The following is a 17,346-nucleotide window of genomic DNA, read 5'->3' as shown; positions in this document are numbered from 1 at the left end:
TAATCACCGTGTGTTATTTACGATCAGCCGTTAAGTTGCAGGCCTTCCTGCTGTAACTTCTGCAGGGCGTTGGCGGTAGCCGGACTGGCTTTTGCAATTTCGCCGCCCAGTTTGTAGCTTTGCGGTACGTTTTGATCCTGCCCGTAACTGAAGTTGACGCTACCGAGCAGTTTATTCATGCTGACGCCCGCGCTGCTTGAGGCGTTAATGATGACCGCTGGGGTATTGAACCCTTCGCTCTTCTTCACCGTCTGCGAGACATCAATACTGGCGAGACGTAAATTATTGCCGTCTTTAAACAGCGCAATGACGTCATCTTTGCCGTGCGTTTTGTCCTGAATGCCCTTCTCTATCTTCTCCCGCACATCGTCTTTCAGTTCCAGCGCAACCGTCACCGACGCTCTGTCGTTATCCTGCAAGCGACTCACGATATCCTTCAGTGCGGGGTTGTCCGCAATCAGTTGATTAATGCGATCGGCATTACTCGGCGGCAGCGAAGAAAACAAATGGTTGCCGATGACCTGGAACAGCCCGTTTTCCGTCAATTTACTGAGATTGGTGTAGGACGTCGTGTGTTTGACGCTATCCAGCGTGGCTCCGTCGCGCTGCGCAACATCCTGCCGCACGTTCAGCTTTTTCAGGCTCATCAATCCCTGATGCTGATCGTCAGTTTTTGCCGTTTTATCCGCAAAGTGCTCATTCAGGATGGCTAATTGATCGTCCGGCTCCGCCATTTTTTTCACCCCATCAATCAAAAGCTGACTGGCTGGGTCGTTAAACGCGGAGTTCAGCGTTTTGGTCAGCGAATCGATGTCCTTTTTCTCCAGCGGTTCGGCTTTCTTCAGGCCCAGACTGATCGACTGGTTAGTGCGTGAGTCTGCCGCCACATTCACCCCGATGCTGGCCGAGGTGAAGAACGGGACGGTGCCATCCGATGTCGTTCTGGCCGCACCGGCACTCAGGGTCGCGTTTGCTCCCATCGCGGCCTGATTCATGAAACGCAGGCGGTTGTCGGATTCCGTGTAGGTTGTGGATTTTTCACCTTGTGCGACGCTGGACGAACTGGTAGCAGACAGCACATTGGCGCTTGCCGTCAGGCCGACGGATCCGCGCAGCGTAGCGCTGGTTGGTGCCGCACCTTTTTCCGTCAGGTTTATGCCGCCGCGCAGCTCCAGCGCCGCGTTGCTATCCAGATTGAAGCTAACCGTTTTACCGGCCTTCACGCTGTGCTGCTCCCCTTTATCCAGCAGGGCAAGCGGGTTGATCGTGCCGCTCGACAGGCCGTCAATAAATCCAGGCAGTTCTTCTTCGCTGAGGGTGAAATTCAGGGCGTTTTGCTGCGCCATTTGCAGGCTGGCGGATACGCCGAATGAGGCGCGGACATCCGGTGCAAAGCTGTGTTTGCTGTTAATACTTTGCGTCATCTGCTCCGTGGTTTTCCCTGTCAGATACTGGCTGACGTCATACCCGCCGGAGTAGCTCACTTTACCGGTGATGCCACCTGAACGCTCAAAGGCGACATTGATGCCGTTTTCACCGCGAGAAAAACTCAGATTGTAATTCCGTTCCCCGCTGACACCGCCGCCCGGCACCGGAGGAAAAGGCAATGGCGTGCCGCTGACCACAAACGACATGGATGCTCCGCCGCCATAGGTTCGGTTAAAGGCGATGCTTTCGTTGCTATCCAACGATAAGACGGTCGCCTTCATTTTATCGATCATGTCCGTCTGGTTGGCCGCCTGCATCACGGTTTTCGACGTTACGCTGACGGCATTCTCTTCTTTCCTGAACGCCTTCATAAAGGTTTTCACCGAGTCATAATCCGCTTCCAGCGCCTTATGGTTGGTGAACCCCATGTCGGTCATCTTCTTCACTGGATTGTCGCCGTAGTCCCCCTGACGCAGCGCGTTAAGCTCTTTCATCATCGAGGCCAGTTCCGCTTCACCCGGCGATGTGCCAGATAACGTATCAATGCGATCGGTCAGCTTATGCAAATCCCCCATCACCAGGGTATCCAGCACCAGCCGCGTTTTCGCCAACGACAGGGCGTCACTGGTATCCCGCTGCTGCCCAAACGCGTCACTATTCGGCTTTTGAGCAATCGGCGTTTTGCTGTCTACAAAGGCTTTGATCAGCGTACCCGCCGTACTCGTTTTCGATGAAGGGTTACTTTCCATCGCCGCCAGCAGCACCGGAGCCAGATCTTTTTCTCTGCCGTGCACGCTGGCAGGCTTGCCTTCCGTGTTTATGGCACCGTTATCGTTCACCACGCCCTGTTGCCTGCCAATAAGCAAGGCTGCTTTGGCCGAGCTGCTTTCCAGTTCGGTATGGAACTGTTTGAGCAAGTTCACCAACGGTTTCCCTTTCTCCCCCAGATCCAGCTTATCTAGCTTACTTTCCAGATCCATCGCCGCGCTCTGCGGCTGGCCCGTCGTGGCATCCAGTTTTTTCAGTAACTCCGTCTGCATGTCGTAAACGGGCTTCAACCCTTCACGCCCGCTGATCTGGTGCTGAACATGGTCAGCAAAGGTTTTTAACGGCCGGGGAACTTCCATGGAGAACGAGACAACATGCGCTCTGAGCAAATCTGACAGCTTGCTTTTCACCTGCTGTGACTCTTCGCCGGTTTTACCCAGAACCTGCACATCGGCTTTAACCGTGACCCCGGTCAACGGTATCTTCGTCCCTTTTGTCGCGACATCAAGCCGGCCAAACACCGTTTCTGCGGCACGCGCTTCCGAGGGTAATGGCGTTTCCCCTTTCGGCACCGTCGTTTTCCACGCCTTGCCTTGCTGGGTATGGAGCTCATGATCGTCATGCGCCACCTGCAAATGATGCTGCGCATCCGTGCTCAGCGAATTGACTTTCCCCTCAATCGGCGTCTTCACCGGCTGCCATTGGGCAGAGTCATGATTAGCCGCATTTTGCCAGTCGGCCTTCGGCAGTTGGAAAAGCTGCCCGTCTTTGTTCAAGGCGAAGAGCGTCTGCTGGTGATCCAGCGTGATGTCTTGAATCTCACCGGACAACCCATTTTTAGGCAACGCCAGCGGTGGCGCGGCGAGTTTATCCGTTCCCGGTTTGATCTGATGGAAATGCAGATCGCCCTGCTTATCGACGGCAATAAATTTATTGCGGTTGAGCACCGCCATCGCCGATACGCCGTCGTCCTTGGCGATCCCAGGAAGCGCCGTGCCCGCAGACGGCGTCATTCGCACCTGCGGCAGCGCAAACACAGTGTTGTCACCGTGTGTAAAAGAGCCGGATTTCTGGTTGATGGACAGCGGCGTGATTTCACCGTCTTTCAGCGTGTAAGCCTGATTGTCTAGTCCGCGCTTCAGTTGGCTGGCTTCAACGCTGGATGCCTCCCAGTTTTGGGTATTGCCGTTGTGAAAATGGACTTTGCCGTCCTGTAACCCAATTTGCCCTAGTCGCCCCAGATCTAAGGTGTCTTTCGCGGCGGGGGCTGTCGTCGTCAGCCCCAGTTTGTTATCGACGACCAGACTGTCGCTCAGGTTCCACCCCGGCGTTGGCGACAGCCCATTTTGTCCCAGAGAAGCGACGTGTTTTTGTCCCTGACGATCGGTGGCGAGCGCCTGCGGCTGGCCGTGTTCATCATGGGCAAATCCAGTAATACGATGGTCGTTGCCCAGCACCGCATTCAATTCCGGCGTACTGACCGGGGTTAATGTAACCTGTTGTTCACCCGTTTCTGGCCGTGGTGCGTGGTAAAGTTTGCCGTCATTATCGGCAATCAGCAGATGTTCTGCGGTTAACCCCACCGCTTTTGCATACACCGGTTCACCACTTTCCAGTTTGAGATCCACCGGCTGCGGCGCAGCATCCAACGCGCTCATCAGATGCAGTTGCGTAAGGTGATCCTGCTCGGTCAGCACAGCCGATTGCCCATTCTGATTGGCGGAGAACGCCGTAATCTTATCGCTGAACGTGGCTGATTCCGTTCCCGCCGAGAGATTACTCAGCGTGTGATTATCTTTAACCGCATACAGTTGCCCATCCCCCTGCCGGGATAACTGGCTGTGGGCGACATCGCTGCTTTGTTGCCAGACGCCAAACTCGGTGTTTAACGCAAAAAGTTTGCCGTCATGCAGGCGCAATTGCTCGCCCGCGCCTGAAGCTGAATCAGGCTGTCGGTGAATACCGGTCAACAGCTCATGGTTCATGCGCCCAGATAGCGGAACGTTGGTGGATTCCCCCGCTTTTGTTTGTAGGGAGAGATGCTCTGGCGTGGATTCCAGCTTTACGCTACCTGCGCTCGATTTGCCCGTCGGCATCGCGCTGCGGCCGCTACTGTGAAGCGCAATATGCTGATCGTCATTGCTTTGAATCACGAACAATCGCCCTGATTTATCGACTAACGCATGCTGCTGCGTATCCTGATTTTCATGATGGGCAACGAACGGCTGGCTATTTTTCCCGATGGTCTGTTGTAACAGCGTGGTCAGCGCCTCCGGCAAGCCTTTGCCGAACTGAAGCTTACCGCGGCTGTCCAGCGTGATATCGGATTTAGCCGCAGGTGGCGCGGCACTGCTACTGCTGATTTTGCTCTCAGCCGCCGCGATGGAGGCAAAACGCGGCAGGCTCTGGATAGGTCCGCCTGACGCCAGCGAATCGCGCGATGGACGCGCTAAGGCCTTCCCCATGTCTTCCGATGAAAATAGTTCGCGTAAGGTCGTTGATCGCGCCCCCTGACTCTTCACCTGGCTGCTGCTTCCCTGCTCCAGCTCGGGCGGTCTATTTTTATCATGCAAACCTTGCTGAATCAGGGATTGCGCGCCTTTCTGGCTCGCACTGGTGCTACTGCCCTGCGATAACGATGTTTTAGCTAACGTAGCTGGTGCAATCTCCGAAATGGACAGACCAGGCTGAACATGCTGGATTTTCTGCATAACAAGTTCCAAAGGTGATGAGGTGAACGTATCGGTTAAGTGGTCGTTTTCCCCTTCTGGTTCCCATCATCTTTCTCTTCCCTGACGGGGAACCACATCACGCCTCTCCTCACTTAATACGCAACAGACGTAAGCCTGTTAATAACCCATCACGATTCACTTTCAAGGAGATGTTATGGCTGATATGACGATTACGCTCAGCATACAACCCGGCGCAGGCCTGTCCTCAACAGGTCTGAATTCCCCGCTTTCAGGCAGCAACAGCGGGGCATCGCAACGCTCTGCACAGCAAGATAGCCAGCTCATGGAGGCACTGGGCACCCTGCTCAGCGCGCTCTTGCCTAATGCACAGGGCAATACGCCGTCCTCGACCGATGGCAGCCCGTTGGGCCAGACGGGCGCGGGCAACGGAGGGAGCTCGGCGTTAGGACAAAACGGCAGCCCCGCCGATATGCTGATGAAACTGTTGGAAGCGCTAATTCCGGGGAAAAACGGGCAGGAAGCGGGGAATCCGCTCTCTTCCGGTTCGTCGGGTGCGGCAGGTGGCAATAGTGGTGCCTCACCGCTGACGGGATCATCTGGCCCTGGTGGCGCAGGCAGCGCACAAAACCCAGAAGATCTGAGCCGCTCTCTGCTGCAAGATTCGGCTGGCAGCGCATTAGATAATGCTATTAGCCCAACGGCGGACGGCGGCGGCCAACTGAGCGGTAACGATCTGTTAAAAGCGCTGCTGGAATTGATCGGCAATCTGATGGATTCACAGAAAGGTGAGTTTGGTCAGCCGCAAGGTAGCGGCCAATCCCAAGGTGGCGGATCGCCGTCAGTGGGCGCACCGCAGAAGATGCGCTGACGGTGAAATCCAATACAGGCAAACCTGCTAACGTGGAAATCACCAACAGTAGCGCTCAGGGCGCTGCCGACAAGATTTTCCAGTTGAACGCAGACGCCAATCTGACCATCGATAATTTCAAAGCGAAAGATTTCGGTACATTTGTTCGCACCAACGGCGGACAACAGGGTAACTGGAATTTGAACCTGAGCAACATTGATGCAGAAAACGGCAAGTTCTCATTCGTGAAAAGCGACAGTGAAGGGTTGAACGTTAAAGGCAGCAATATCAACCTGACGAATGTCAATAATCACTACAAAGTGCCTGATTCCGCCAACTTGCAGGTGAATTAAGATGCCAAACACGATGACCACTCCCACACCGACACGCTGGGCAGATCTCGCCAGACAAGGCGGATACATCACGCCTGCTCAGCGTGAATCATTCACTCAGGCCATCCACCTGGTGAGAGCACAGTTGAACACCGTACTTGGCCAGTCAGGATCGCTGCGGCGGGGTGAGTTCGAGTTCGACGCCTTTGTGGATTCGCTGGAGCAGGATTTCCTGCATCAGGCCGATATCCATACGAAGAACGGGCTACACAGCGACGTGGCGCAGACCTCGTTCTGGGTCGCCCGCCTCATCGCCGATCGCTTTATTGCGGTGCGTCAAATGTAATACCTGCGCCATACCGCACCGGGGAAAAGCCAGCCAGGGAAACCTGTGCTGGCTTTTTTAGCTCAGTTCGATAGATGTCAGGCGTGAATGTGAATAAGCCATCACCCAATGGTGACCGTTCCCCCACCAATCACCACGCCACCACAACTCACACCATCCCCCGTTCGTGCCGCGGGTTTACCATCAATAAATACACTCGATGAACCACCGCTAATGCTCCGAGCATGACCGTGGGGAACCAAAGGATCGCCTTGTCGAGCCAACGGCATACCATCAACCTTAACCGTCGATGAACCCACTGCGACAGGCGTCGGCGGATGACTACCATGACCGGTATCGCTATCGCCTAATTTAACTGCGTTACCCATTTTTTAATTAGTCCGTTAGAAAATAAATAAACGATCATTTATTCCAGAACCATTACCATAAATTACCTTACCAGCGTTACCTTACCATCTATTATTGAGAAATAAGGATTGTAAGAGAAAATTATTTCCCCACTGCTATTTATAAAGCGAAGTGGTGAGTTTTGATAATAGCCAACACCTAGACGAAATAATCGACCATCACGATATTTTATGATTTTATACTTATTCCATTCAATCGGAAGAGGAGTAAGCTGTTTATCAACTACATGCTGTGGGAAATCGGTTGAAATAAACATCATCCCCGTTGTAGCGCCTTCTGCAAAAGCCATCTCTTCATTTGAGAGTTGTGTGATTTTTTTCAAACCTTCAATATCGCGATCCTTCATCATCATCCAGATATCCGTATAGGCCAGCTTGATTTTAGGCATATCATTTTCTGTCACTGGGGTGGCATTGACCCACGACCAGCGAGGTAAACCATCGATTTTTAACGCGCCTCTGACTTTATAGAATCCATAGTCTTTCTCATTCTTGGTATAGCCTTCAAACACGGTTGAGCTATTTTTCGTCGTGACAGAATCTCTTGCTGTAATTTCACCTTTTTCATTTACGCTTAATCTAAAATTGGCGATTTCTGTACTGGTTGTCTCCGTATCCTTTGTGACTATCACCTGACAAGATGAGTCAGGATATAAAGTCTTGGGATCTTTATGATCCTGCGATCCCATAAGTAGTTCGATCTCATTCTTTCCATTTTCTAAAAATGCTGTCAGATTAAATCCTGCCGACATTGTACCTTGTTCAGCATGCCCTGTATCTACAGCAGGAAATGAGTTAACTCTTAAAATACAAGAGCTTTTGTACGATTTAAAAGAAAATAGGTATTTCTCATTACTCATTTCGTCAGCCCTAACTGGATACAGTCCTAATAGAAAAAAACAAAAAATTATATTAAATAAGATTAAACCGACATTCTGAATCACTCTTTTCCAATTTGTCATGGATAACCCACTCCTTTTTAGCATTATTATTTTTCTCCACTGTTGAATCACTGGAAGAATTTCCAAAAACCCCCCCATCTTCATTTGAACTAGTTCCTGTTCCTTGAGATATATTTACCGTATAATTCACATAAACCTTTGCCGTTATTCCTTCGTGGTAAAATACCAAGTCCAGCGTATCTTTTGTAGGCGCATGTAGCCCCAGGCAACCTTTTGCTACGGCCTTTCCTCCAATCTCCAATGCCCCTTCAGCGATATAAAAGCGGACGCCCGCTCTGACATTAGCCTCTGTGGTCAACGTTAGCACGGCCTCTGCTGATTCGTCTTTCTGCCATTCCCACTCATTTTTGGCATCTGATTTAAATACCAGCGTAAAGTTAAGCTTTCCCTCTGCAATAAGCCAAAATTTCGTCCCGAAAAATGCCGCATTACTCCCTTCCTTGTAAGCCTGTTCCTGAGACATCAACTTTTCACGAACCGCTGCCAACAACACATCGGCCCGATACCAGGCAGCAAATGCCTGAAGCAGATCCAGCGTCATTTTTATACCAATCAGCGGGGCCAACCCGAGCGATAATACTCTTTCAATGTAAACCTCACCGGAGGTGCTATCTTCTTTTAATTCCCCCTTGGCGTTAATCTCTAATGCCGGATAGATGATTTCCGTTTCCAGCAGCGTGATTTTGTCATTCTCGCCTTTAGTTGTAGACAGCGTCTTACTAATAAAATCGATGGCTTTTACCGATTTATTCAGCCAGGAAAGCGTATTGGCTTTTCGCTTAAAATCTTTTTTCATCGAAGCCGAATAACTATGTTCAGGGTTATTACCAAGGGTGTAGGTAAATTCTCCCCCGATCTCCAGAGAGCGGCTTATTTCATAGTCAGGCCGTTTCGTCCATCCGCGAGTACCACGCTGTGGGGTCCCCTTAGCTTGGTTTTCCTCTTTAGCCTGCTTCTTTTTCTGCCGTTCAGTAAATTCGATAACGGTTTCATCGGTGCCAATCGCCACACTGACATCCCATTTGAATGACGGATAGATTATAATTTGCGTGCGAAGCGCATCTCTGGAAGGCAGGCTAAATACCTGTGATATGCCATTAAGAAAGGCCAGCGATTCATGGATAAAAGGTTCATCGTTACACTGCCCAACACGCAGGGTATACACTTCCTTAGGTAACAAGGCCTTGATACCTTTTGAAAAGACATACTCTCTCAGAAAATCGATGGCATCGTGTGTTGAAAAAATATTGTCCTTTTCGCCATAATCACACACATAATTTGTCAGACCGCTACTAAATGTCTTAGGAGCACGACGTCGCTCAGAATCATAAATGATGCCATGAGGACACAATGGATTATGTGAAACGCAACCTTTCCCTGTCAGGCCGAGCGAAATAGGAACACCTTCCGCTTTTTCATCAATGGTTTCTACCGTTGTGACAAAATCATCTTGGCTGTAATCAAATGTCCAGTATTTCACTTTTAGTGAAAACGCATGTATGCAGGTATCTGGATTTTCGCAGTTACACGATGGTGACCCCGCCGTCAAACTTACCATAGCCTTTCCTTATAAGGGCACGCAGCCCAATTCCCTGAGTAACAGCACTTCTGCTTTAAAGACACCCTTTTTACCTTCGACACAGAGGACATTTTTAAAATCAGCAGGAATGTCTTCCAGTGTCAGATAATCGCGGGAATGAAACAGCGAGAATAAACCGCGAATACTCCTGTCATCGGTTATTCCCTGTAGTCTCAACCAACGAAATATTTCACCAATTTTTGGTAAATCAATCGACCTGCTTTCTCCGTCCCAACTTTCAATTTTGCTAACCAGATCGTCGATATAGCGTTGCTCAAAAATTAGCGTTAATTCATCCATCTGATCTGGAGAGATCCGCATTATTTTTCGCCGAGAAGCACTTCCTGCATGAAACATTGCGCGCAGAGTAGCAAAGCTTTCACACTGCGATATTCCCTGCCAGTTCGTCGTTATTACCTCAATGGGGCCGAGAAAGGTATGTTTTTCCCAGTCAGAAAGTACGGATAGCAACGGCCAGATATTGCGCGGGTCATAAAAACGGAAGAAGACCGGCTTTTCTTCATTGGGGATCTGAACATGCAGATATTTACGCAAATGCTGACGCAGAGTTTTCATATCAGCCCTGCTTTCAAGCAGTATTCCCCAAGGGGTTTCCCGTTGTTCAAGCCACTGAATAACAGCGTCGTCAACTCGCACCAGGTACGGTGCCAATTGCCCAATATCTTTCGGTACTGGCTCCGCATATAAACTGGCATGAGGGGGATCGAATTGTTCCAGCATCGAAAATAATTCAGGCTCTGCTGCTGCATCCACTATTGCCCAACGAGTTATCTCACTCACTGTTTTCTTTCTCCTTTGCCGGACAGTGCGCCACAAACATCGTCCCTGCGGCCGCCGCTGCTTTCAATATCGCCGGGTCAGCAGGGAGGGCAACATCGCCCGGACTGCCGCCTGAATTCAGGTTGATGGCTGGCCCTTTGATGTCCACTCCACCAGCGTGGATTACCACAAAGCTGCTTCCGACGCGGAGCGTCAGTTTGCTGCCGCTTTGCAGCGTCAGATCGCCGTTGCTGTCTACGCTGAATACACCGTTGATTTTCTGCGTCAGATCGCCCTTAACCTGTATGCCGCTATCGCCTTCGGTCAGCGATAAATGGTTGCCGGTGGTTTTGTGATCCTGATTGCCTTCCACCGTGATTTTACGATCGCTGGCGACCACCAGTTCTTCATCATGTCCGATGCTCGTCGTGCGGTTATAGTCCACGCGCTCATCTTTGGAATTCAGTACCCGCACAGCCATATTCTTCTGGGCATGAAGGAAGATCTCTTCGTTGTCGGTCGCATCCTCGAAGCTGAGTTCGTTAAAGCCTTTGCCTTTATGGGTTTTGGAACGAAGCGTGGTCCGTGTTTTGTTGGCAGGCAGCGGATACGGCGAGGGATTGGTGGCGTGGAAAGTACGCCCGGTGATAATCGGCTGATCCGGGTCACCTTCAAGGAAACTGACGATCACTTCATGGCCGATACGGGGGATAGCAATCATGCCGTACTGACCGCCTGCCCAGCCCTGGCTGACGCGTACCCAGCAGGAGCTCTGGTCATTGCTCGCGCCGTATCTGTCCCACGGGAATTGCAGTTTCACCCGACCATACGGGTCACAGTAGATTTCTTCCCCGGTCGGACCGACGACGGTGGCGATTTGCGGGCCGTCCACCATCGGTTTATACGGCATCGCGGCGCGCCACGTTGTTGTGCCTTTCACCACCGCAAAACTATTACTCATCGTGGTTGGTTCGCCACCGCTTTCCTCTTCCAGCGCCTGCGGTTGCTGCCCGACGTGCGTCACGCTCACCGTCTGCCAGACCGCATTCAGCGTCGTATTCGGGTGCTCCGTCAGGGTAAACGTACTGCCCGGCATCAGCCCCGCACAGTTGGATTCCCCTTCGCTCGTCACGGCTCCAGACCGCAACGCATCCAGCCGGTAGCCGCTGAACGCCTTGCCGCTCGGGTCTTGTTTATAGCGTCCCGGATAGTCGTAATGTTGGTAACTTTCACGCTGGTGTTCTAGCTCACCGCTCATCTTCTTGTGCGACAGCCCGTAAGCCGGCGTCTTGAAGCTGTAGTCTTTCAACTCGACTTCGGCAGTTCTCACCCGCTCTGCGTAGTGGAAGCGCCGAATGTATTCACCCTCACTCAGCCCTTGTGTCGCCAGATTGAAGAACAGCTCCGGGCCTTTGGTCAGTGCGCCCGCATCGTCGGCAAACACCACCCGGTGTTTGCCCTCTTCATATTCGTGGAAGAAGTACATGCCTTCCTCCGCGGCCAGACGGGTGATAAACGCCAAATCGCTTTCCCGGTACTGCACGCAATATTCCCGCACCGCGTGCTCATTGCGCAGCGCAAAGGCGTAGTCGGTGATGCCAGCCTCTTCCAGCAGCATGCTGATAATGACTTCCGGCTTTTGTGCCTGAAAAATACGGGCGTTAGTGCGCAACCCCAGTCGCCACAGCGCCGGACGAACTTCTATCTGATAGCGCGTACGCCGAAAACCGGTGTCTCCCTGCGTGAAGCCACTGACAATCCCGCTGACCCGGCGTTTCAGCTCGCCTTCATACCAAATCATCAGCTCGCACGGCTGGTCCAGCACCGCGCCGAAATCCACATCCGGCTGCGCGTTCGCCAGACTCAGCGACAGGCTGAAAGGCCGGTTCAGCCCTTCATCCAGCCTGAAATCCACTACTGCAAAAGTGCCTGCCGCCAGGGCACCGACCTTAACGGTGAACTGTAATCCTGTACTGTTTGCCATCGGCTTTCTCCTTATTTTTATTCTTACTCTGCTGTCACGGCTACCACATGCGCCGATGCGTTCCGTAGCTCCCCTGATAAAATGCAAAATGCTTAAACTGTGGTTTGAGTCTGCTCACACCACAGTTCATGTTGATAAAACATCACATTGATAAAACAAGACGTTATAAAGACGCCATATTGGCTAAAAACGCTGCGTGGATGAAAAGCGCAAAACATTTAAGCCGAGCAGAGATTCGGTGTGTTCACGTCGTGGAAAACAAGAGAGTCGCAGGGTTGAAGCGGTGTGAAGAGTGATGAAAGTGTTCCATGTGGCATCCTTGACGCTATTCCTTTTAAGAAAATACGCATAAAGGATAACAAGATGTTCATAGTGCTAATAGCGCAAAAAAAGGACTAAAACCGAGTAAACCAATTGATTTGAATTGAAATAATCACATTGAAACTAATAGCAAGGGAGCAGTGCTTCCGCCCTGCTCCCTGTCGTTTTTTCGCTTTTTTCGTTTTAGCTGGCGAGCTTTTGCAGCCCCATATTGACGATGCGGTCACCAATCATGGCCGCATCAATACCCAGAGACGAGCCACCGTTGCCGCGAGCGTTCAGGTTGGTATTGCCGGTATCACCAGCGACCGCGCTCTTGATCATACCCACAGCCTTCATGAATTTATCCATGCTGCCTTTGGTCATGCCGTCGTCATCCGGTTTGCTCAGCGCTTTCGCCCAGGATTTGTCATCCTGCTTCGCCGTCTGCCAGTTATCTTTCTGATATTCCGGCTTGCCGAAGACTTCAGGATATTGATCCATAAACTGACCAATTTCTTTCGCCATCGCCCGATCTTCTTTATCCACGAAGTAACGGGTCGGACTGTCATTGTGTGTGCTGATATTGTTCAGCTCCTGCAAACCGGCTTTTTGCCCAACGCTCATCCCCAGCGTGCTGCCCAGTTGATTGAAAGCGCCAGCGCCACTCAAGCCTTGCAAACCGTTGTTACCCAGTTGCAGCGGTGAAGTTTGCCCTTTCGCCTGGCTCAGGCCGTTGCCCAAAATGGCGGACAGCGCATCGTTAACGCCCTGGGTATAGGCAGAAATTTCTGGCGACGCTGGCTGCTTGTTGCCGAAAAGTCCACCCTGTTGCTGCGACATGCCGCCGCCCAGCAGATCTTCCAGTGCGCTAAACAACAGGCTGCCCATCATGGCCGATGGATTCATGGCATTCATACCGGCACCCAGCGCCCCGCCCAAGCCACCGCCGAGTGCACTGCCCAGTCCGCTACCGAGGCTGCTGCCAAGACCGCCACCCAGTCCTCCGCCCAACAAACCGCCACCTAATCCACCCAGGCTGCTGCCCAAGCCACCGAGCCCACCGCCTAAACCGCCACCCAGGCCGCCGCCCATCAGGCTGCCCATGAACATCATGGTCGTCATGATATCGGACAGCTGCTCTGCGATGTTGCTGCGCTGGCCACCAAACGCCGACTGCGACGGCGAGCCGCCCTGTTGTGAAGACTGAGATTGAAATAAACCGCCGTTACCACCCGCCTTGATCGTGATTTGCAGAGAGGTTCCGCCACCAAGAGAATTAAGCATAATGTTTCCTCAATGAGTAAATGGGTTATGAAAGCGCCAATGGATGTGCGGTCAGCCCGCGTAATTGTGACACTCCCCCATTAAGTGATTTTCTTGCCTGCGCGGTTCCCGTCTGATGCATAAAAACGCCTGACTTTTTCACCGTTCAGCGCGGCGGCAGCCCCGCCAGACGCCACAGTTCATCGATCGCCGTGAGCGACTCACTTAATGTGGATAATGTGCGGCGTAAGCGCAGATGTTGCTGTTCATCCAGACTCAGGCTACAGGCTGGCAGCGCGTCAGCCTCCAGAAAGCGGCGTTGTAATATTTGCCGCAACATACCGGGATAATGGTGAGCCGGCGCCAACACTAAGACGAGCGCCGCCTGACGCGCCGAGATCGCCGTAAACCACAGCGTGACGCCCGGCTGTACGACCCAGCAGGCCGTCGGTGTGGTTTCCAGCGCCATGAGAAAATCATGCTGATTGTCGAATACGGCCGCTACCTCACTCATCCACGCTAACCCTGCTGTAATCTGCCGGGCCGCTCCGCAGATCGGGTTGCCACCAGATGATGAGCTGCCGCGTTTCCGGCTGCGGACGACAAGTGACCGAGGCACAGTTGGCTACCTGCCGCGGTGCATTACAGGCGCTCAGCAGGAGTGCTATCAGCGCGATAGACAGTGCTTTGTAGTTCATGAAAATATCCTTTATTAGCTTGGGCAATTAACGAGATGAGCGGGCTGACATTGAGGTGACCTATCGACCTTGCCCCTCCCAACGCCCCACTTTCACAGGAGGCGTTCGGGAGGGGAAAAATGTCCTGAGGGCATCAGCCCACGCGACCGTTTATCGGGATGTCAGCACATGACGCCGGGCGGTCTGAGACGCGAGCGCGGGCTGTAACGCCAGGAATACCTCGCTGGATTCCCCCGGTGCCAGCGTCGTTTTTGGCCATACGGCTACCGCCAGCGTGCGGCTACTGGCACAGGCGGCTTCATCAAAACGCTGCGGCTGTGTTCCGCCGTTGCGCACAACGCCGACGCTCAGGCGCACCTGACCGTTGTCGTACCACTGATAGCGGGAGCTGTCGTAGATCAGGCCTGACTGCGAGCGACACACCTCACCCAATCGCGCGCCGTTGCTGACAGTCTTAAATCCGGCGGGAAGCTGACGGCTGGCGAGATCGCGAAAGGCGCCTTCAATCAGGCTATAGAGATCCGTTTTACCGTTGCGCTGCGCGACGCGATTCATCGCACCGTTCAACTGCTGGCGATTGGCGGAGGAAACGTAGCGCGTGGGATCGGTTTGATCGCCGACAAGGTGCGGCGTCAGGATAAACAGGCGTTCACGGCGGGAGACTTCGTGGCGCGTCGAGGTAAACAGTTTCCCCAACAGCGGGATATCCCCAAGGATCGGAATGCGACGATCGCGATCGCCGCTCTCCTCGACGTGGAAACCACCCAACACCAGCGCACGGTTCTCACCGATCAGCGCCTGCGTGCTGACGGTGCCCCGCTTCACGCCCGACGCTTCACCTTCGCGCCCCGTCTCTACCTGACCATCTTCGATATCGATAACCAGCTGGATGCTGCGCTGCTCGCCTTCGCCGACCACACGCGGCGTTACCTGCAGGCTAGTGCCAGCAGTCACTGGTTGAATGTCTGCAACACGTTCGCCCGTCGCTGTGATAAATGCCGTCCGGCTGAAATCGACAATCGCGGGCTGATTCTCCAGCGTCAGTACGGAAGGATTAGCGACAATGGAGGCCGTTCCTTCCCCTTCCAACGCCTGAATATCGGCGAAGAAGCGTTTGAAATCGCTGACAAACAGGGTGCTTCGCCCCATCATCATGGTACTGCCCGCGCTCACATTGCCGAGCTGCGCCTGCCAGTTTGCTTCCAGCCGCGACAGAGCGGTACGGTCCACATCCAGAATAATGGCATCAATGTTGACCAGATTTTGCGGTACGTCGATATGATCGACGAGCTGCTGATACTCCGCCCGGCGTTTTTCATCATCCCGAATCAACAACGCGTTATTGCGTACATCGGCAGAAATCTTGCCGCTTAGCGTCACGCGGCTCGATGCATCCCCACTGCGACCGGGATTATTACGAGTTGCCAGCCGGGTCATCAGCGAACGCGTACTGTCCCGCATCGCTTCCATCCCCGTATCCGGCTGCACAGGCATCGGACCCGATGCGCCCGCCGGTGCCGCACGTTGACCATCCATCAACTCATTGAGAATGGTCGCAACGCCGGGAATGGTGACCTTCTGATCGCGATATTGCAGCGTCCGGTCAGATACCGAGGCATAGCGCAAAGGAAAAATCATGACCTTACGCCGTTCGTCCTGTTTTTCCCGCTGCCGGCTAAAATTACGGATCAGATCGATATACGCTTGCGGGCCGGTGACCAGCACCACGCCTTCTTCCGGTAACTCCCCCCAGCCGAAGCGCGCATCGAGCAACCCGATACCACTGAGCGCCTGTTTAATATCAGGCGCGGCATCCGGGGAAATCTCCAGACGCACCGATGCCTGTTCATCCTGCGGGCTGACATACAGTGCGTTGTTATACACAAACCACTGAAAACGGTGCTCCAACGCCAGCCTGTCGAGAAACAGCGCGGGGGTCTCCGCCCGAATTTTCGCCGTGACGTCATTGTCCGCAATGTTTCCCAGCACCAAATCTACGCCGTGGCTGTTGGCAAAATCCGTCAGAATCGCAGACAGCGGTGTTTGTTCGGCAGAATAGGCGTATGCCCCCTTGTTCCAGTCGGCTGGCGTGGCGGCGTGCGCCAGAGAAATCACCCCATTTATAGGGATAATCCCCATTAACACCACCGCCCAGCAAAACCAGCGATAGACCGCCAGCAAAATGCTATACGACCGATGACGCATCAATCCCTTACGCATGTCGTTCTCCTTGCAAAAAAGCCAGCGTGTTCAGATTCAATGGAGCGGAAACGGGCACCTTTGCGCGCGGCGTGAGCATGCTCAGCCAAACATCCCGTTGATTGAGTAGGGTTTCCAGGCTGCGGCAGAGTTGCATGACGTCATCAGCATCGGGCCGCATCCATAGCCAGAGTTGTTCATTCTGCGCTGAGAGCGACAGGATGGCGGTATCATCCTGAAACTGGGCGTGGGCGGCATCGGCCAGTTGCAATGCTCGTGTCAGCATCGGCTCATCCGGCAACGTGCGCAGCGGAATGACCGCGCGGCACGCCACGCCCGATGACTGCCGCACCATCGCCACCGCGCCGCCGTCAATCTCCAGCTTCAACGTTGACGTTCCGCCGTTTAGCCACCGCTCCAGCATCGCGGCCAACTCAGTTGAAGTCATTGATGATGGCCTTCGCCAGACCGTGTTTAACGCTCAACAACTGCCCGACAGCCCAGCTGGCATTAGAATAATCCATGCTGGCCTCAAAAAAGGCGTAGCTATCCGCCTGACTGGCGCCGCCTTCGGCAACATTCAGCGCAATATCATCCAGTTGTTTCTGCGAATCGACCAGGTGCGCGTCAAGACGACGCTGGATTGGGTTAAGGGACATCGCACGCTCTCCTCATAAGGTAGTTTCCTCACAACACAGGTTTTGGTCGTTGACCTAAAAATGGGTCATTGACCTGATAGTGAGTGGTTAACCCCGGC

General features: G+C 53.1%; 13 protein-coding genes and 1 pseudogene. 2 read left to right on the top strand and 12 right to left on the bottom strand.

Annotated elements, in window-relative coordinates; all coding sequences use genetic code 11:
- Positions 1 to 23: 23 nt before the first annotated feature.
- Positions 24 to 4,907 (bottom strand): AvrE-family type 3 secretion system effector, encoded by a 4,884-nt coding sequence (locus AB8809_RS11405; RefSeq protein ID WP_349855968.1) that lies wholly within the window; start codon positions 4,905 to 4,907, stop codon positions 24 to 26.
- A gap of 175 nt (positions 4,908 to 5,082) precedes the next feature.
- Between AB8809_RS11405 and AB8809_RS11400 the strand changes: the two are divergent.
- Both AB8809_RS11400 and AB8809_RS11395 read left to right on the top strand, forming a co-directional pair.
- Positions 5,083 to 6,089: pseudogene (locus AB8809_RS11400) on the top strand (pectate lyase).
- Position 6,090: 1 nt separating this feature from the next.
- Positions 6,091 to 6,414 (top strand): DNA-binding protein, encoded by a 324-nt coding sequence (locus AB8809_RS11395; protein WP_181828617.1) that lies wholly within the window; start codon positions 6,091 to 6,093, stop codon positions 6,412 to 6,414.
- A gap of 101 nt (positions 6,415 to 6,515) precedes the next feature.
- On the opposite strand, the gene AB8809_RS11390 is transcribed toward AB8809_RS11395, so the two are convergent.
- The 11 genes from AB8809_RS11390 to AB8809_RS11340 form a co-directional block, all read right to left on the bottom strand.
- Positions 6,516 to 6,782: a type VI secretion system PAAR protein gene (locus AB8809_RS11390; protein ID WP_039280524.1), complete on the bottom strand. Its 267-nt coding sequence runs from the start codon at positions 6,780 to 6,782 to the stop codon at positions 6,516 to 6,518.
- A 62-nt stretch (positions 6,783 to 6,844) separates the two neighbouring features.
- Positions 6,845 to 7,783, bottom strand: a complete 939-nt coding sequence (locus tag AB8809_RS11385; protein WP_349855969.1) for an IdsF — start codon at positions 7,781 to 7,783, stop codon at positions 6,845 to 6,847.
- A complete protein-coding gene (locus tag AB8809_RS11380; RefSeq protein WP_349855970.1) occupies positions 7,734 to 9,341 on the bottom strand; it encodes a hypothetical protein in 1,608 nt (535 codons plus the stop codon). The genes AB8809_RS11385 and AB8809_RS11380 overlap by 50 nt, the downstream gene beginning before the upstream one ends.
- Before the next feature lie 9 nt (positions 9,342 to 9,350).
- On the bottom strand, positions 9,351 to 10,163 hold the full coding sequence (locus AB8809_RS11375) for a DUF4123 domain-containing protein (protein WP_180779692.1): 813 nt from the start codon (positions 10,161 to 10,163) through the stop codon (positions 9,351 to 9,353).
- A complete protein-coding gene (gene tssI / locus AB8809_RS11370) occupies positions 10,156 to 12,126 on the bottom strand; it encodes a type VI secretion system tip protein TssI/VgrG (RefSeq protein WP_349855971.1) in 1,971 nt (656 codons plus the stop codon). Before tssI ends, AB8809_RS11375 begins: the two co-directional genes overlap by 8 nt.
- 504 nt (positions 12,127 to 12,630) lie before the next feature.
- Positions 12,631 to 13,713: a harpin HrpZ family protein gene (locus AB8809_RS11365; protein ID WP_220273741.1), complete on the bottom strand. Its 1,083-nt coding sequence runs from the start codon at positions 13,711 to 13,713 to the stop codon at positions 12,631 to 12,633.
- A gap of 145 nt (positions 13,714 to 13,858) precedes the next feature.
- Positions 13,859 to 14,206, bottom strand: a complete 348-nt coding sequence (locus tag AB8809_RS11360) for a hypothetical protein (RefSeq protein ID WP_015840419.1) — start codon at positions 14,204 to 14,206, stop codon at positions 13,859 to 13,861.
- On the bottom strand, positions 14,199 to 14,390 hold the full coding sequence (gene hrpT, locus AB8809_RS11355; RefSeq protein WP_015840420.1) for an HrpT family type III secretion system protein: 192 nt from the start codon (positions 14,388 to 14,390) through the stop codon (positions 14,199 to 14,201). The genes AB8809_RS11360 and hrpT overlap by 8 nt, the downstream gene beginning before the upstream one ends.
- Positions 14,391 to 14,540: 150 nt before the next feature.
- A complete protein-coding gene (gene sctC, locus AB8809_RS11350) occupies positions 14,541 to 16,610 on the bottom strand; it encodes a type III secretion system outer membrane ring subunit SctC (protein ID WP_349855972.1) in 2,070 nt (689 codons plus the stop codon).
- Positions 16,603 to 17,037: a type III secretion system chaperone gene (locus AB8809_RS11345; protein WP_349855973.1), complete on the bottom strand. Its 435-nt coding sequence runs from the start codon at positions 17,035 to 17,037 to the stop codon at positions 16,603 to 16,605. Before AB8809_RS11345 ends, sctC begins: the two co-directional genes overlap by 8 nt.
- Positions 17,024 to 17,248 (bottom strand): type III secretion protein HrpF, encoded by a 225-nt coding sequence (locus AB8809_RS11340; protein ID WP_015840423.1) that lies wholly within the window; start codon positions 17,246 to 17,248, stop codon positions 17,024 to 17,026. The genes AB8809_RS11345 and AB8809_RS11340 overlap by 14 nt, the downstream gene beginning before the upstream one ends.
- Positions 17,249 to 17,346 lie beyond the last annotated feature (98 nt).

The organism is Pectobacterium aroidearum (assembly GCF_041228105.1).
GTDB classification, from domain to species: domain Bacteria; phylum Pseudomonadota; class Gammaproteobacteria; order Enterobacterales; family Enterobacteriaceae; genus Pectobacterium; species Pectobacterium aroidearum.
The sequence above is the reverse complement of the archived record's forward strand: the minus strand, read 5'-3'. Positions and strand labels throughout refer to the sequence as shown.